Source organism: bacterium (assembly GCA_040755795.1).
Classification (GTDB): domain Bacteria; phylum UBA9089; class CG2-30-40-21; order CG2-30-40-21; family SBAY01; genus JBFLXS01.
This window is the reverse complement of record JBFLXS010000450.1, coordinates 1-3,033: the sequence shown is the minus strand read 5'-3', so window position 1 is coordinate 3,033 and position 3,033 is coordinate 1. Positions and strand designations below refer to the sequence as shown.

Here is a 3,033-nt window from a genome sequence, read left to right as displayed (position 1 = left end):
TGAATATCATTATCCACTAACTCACTATTTTGTCTCTTAAAAGTTATCCAACTACCGGTTTCCTTATCATATCGTGATACACCATACCATGTCCCAAACCAAATATACTTCCCATCTACTGCTATTGAATGAATATAATTCCTCACTAACCCACTATTTTCCTCATTAAAAGTTGTCCAACTCCCGGTTTCCTTATCATATCGTGATACACCATAGTGTGTTCCAATCCAAATATACCTCACATCTACTGCTATTGAACGAATACTATTACTCACTAACCCACTATTTTCTTTATTAAAAGTTGTCCAACTCCCGGTTTCCTTATCATATCGTGATACACCATCATAGTATGTCCCAAACCAGATATACTCCCCATCTACTGCTATTGACCTAATATCATTATCCACTAACCCACTATTATATTGGGTAAAAGTTGTCCAACTACCGGTTTCCTTATCATATCGTGATACACCATTTCTTCCTGCACCAGCATAGAATATCCCAAACCAGATATACCCCCCATCTACTGCTATTGACATAATATAATTATCCAGTAACCCACTATTGTATTGGGTAAAAGTTGTCCAACTACCGGTTTCCTTATCATATCGTGATACACCATAGTATGTCCCAAACCAAATATATTTCTCATCTACTGCTATTGCCCTAATACCATTATTCACTAACCCACTATTTTCTTGGGTAAAAGTTGTCCAACTATTGGTTTCCTTATCATATCGTGATACACCATTATAGCTTTCCCCAAACCAAATATATTTTTCATCTACTGCTATTGAAGTAATCATATTACCCACTAACTCACTATTTTGTTGGGTAAAAGTGCTCCAATCATGACTTCCTTTATCATACTGTGATACACCATACCATGTCCCAAACCAAATATATTTCTCATCTACTGCTATTGAAGTAATATTATTATTCACTAACCCACTATTTTCGTCATTAAAGGTTGTCCAACTACCGGTTTCCTTATCATATCGTGATACACCATCCCCTGTTCCAAACCAGATATATTTTCCATCTACTGCTATTGAATGAATATGATTACTCACTAACCCACCATTGTGTTGGGGAAAAGTTGTCCAGCTACCAGTTTCTTTATCATATCGTGATACACCCCTATTTTCTCCAACATAATCACTATAGCGTGACCCAAACCAAATATATTTTTCATCTACTGCTATTGAACTAATCTTATTACTCGCTAACCCACTATTTTCTTTATTAAAAGTTGTCCAACTCCCGGTTTCCTTATCATATCGTGATACACCATAATACTTTATTCCAAACCAGATATATTTTCCATCTACTGCTATTGATTCAACACCATTATTCACTAACCCACTATTTTCTCGAGTAAAAGTTGTCCAACTCCCGGTTTCCTTATCATATCGTGATACACCATCATACTTTGTCCCAAACCAGATATACTCCCCATCTACTGCTATTGAACTAATATAATTATCCACTAACCCACTATTATATTGGGTAAAAGTTGTCCAACTCTCGGTTTTCTTATCATATCGTGATACACCACTATCCCCTGTCCCAAACCAGATATACCTCCCATCTACTGCTATTATCTCAGCGCGTATCTTATTATAAACATCCCAGTTATTATCTACCTTATTATATCTTTTCACAATCCCATCAGTTGCAAACCAGACATAGTTACCATCAACTTTAATATCATAAATTCTTTTTAATCCAGTAAAAGTCTTCCACCCAGGATAATTACTTCTTACTTTCAGGCTCAACTTAGCATTTTGAATCGCCTCATTTTTATTATCTATCTTTACATTTACATTAATTTCTTCATTAATAGAGTATGTTTTCTTATCAGTCCATATACTCATATCTGCCTCTATCCCTTCTATCCTGATATATCTATCAAAATATTCTCTTAACTGTATAAGTTGCTCAGTTGTAATTAAGCTTATTATATAATCTCCTGTTATTAGTCCAGCTGGAATATCAAATCCTATTACTCTCTCATCATCTGCTGGAAATAAATTATCTATACTTCCTTCACCTGTATAAACCTCATTCCCTATTGTATCAAATAATCTTATAGTATAATCCCAACTATCCGGGACACCGCCGATATTCTGGACATAAATATTTACCCTTTCCCCCGGCTTATAACTTTTATTATTAAATTTAACTTCTAATCTTGCCTGCGGGATATAAAACCTAAATTGCTCATATTTAGTAGAACTACCAATCTGGACGCAGACAGTCCCATAATGATACCCCACAGTTGCACTCACTGGAATAAATGTAGTAAGTGTAAGACTTCCTTTTTTAGATGGTAGTAAAGATAATGCCGTAGTCGTACTAAGATTAAACTCATCAATAAAACTAATTACTCTTAGGTCTTGTCTAAATTTACCTCTATTAATTATTTCTACCTCTGATTTTATTGCTTCCCTTACTCGATACTTTGTCTTATCTTGTTCTACCTTAATAATTGCATCACATTTAATTTCCCTTGAGCCCACCAAAATTTTCCCTTCATAACTCAGGGTATAAAATAACTCATAGATGCCAAAGTTGATTATTTTTATCGGGATCTTAATATTCAAGGTAGAAGACCCAGCAATAGCCACCGCACTAAATGTAGATGTCCCATGCCACAGTAAACTTTTATCCGGGTCTATAAATGAAACAGTAAGGGTACTTGATTCAATAATAGACATCCCAGGATTGGTTAGAGTAAATGGAATGGCATTGGTAGAATTGGGAATAATAGCTTCTGGAAGGGTTAATTCAAGTCCTGGAATACCTTCTAAAATCTTAAACCAGGTTGTATCTAATCCTATCTTCTTTCCACCCCTATTTGCCTCTGCCTGAATGATGTATATCCCTTCAACTGCATCTTTAGATAAAGGAACATCAAAACTTATACTGATAGAACCTTTAGAAGTAAGTAATAAAGTAGTATTAGTAGCAAAAATTACAGTATTGTCTGGGTTCATTACTTTTAGTTGAAGATTAGTATTGTATTCAATA

General features: G+C 34.8%; 1 protein-coding gene. It reads right to left on the bottom strand.

The genetic code is table 11. The features are described from left to right. Positions 1-2,999 (bottom strand): hypothetical protein (locus AB1414_18170; protein MEW6609341.1); only part of this gene is annotated, 2,999 nt, incomplete at its 3' end. Positions 3,000-3,033: the final 34 nt, after the last annotated feature.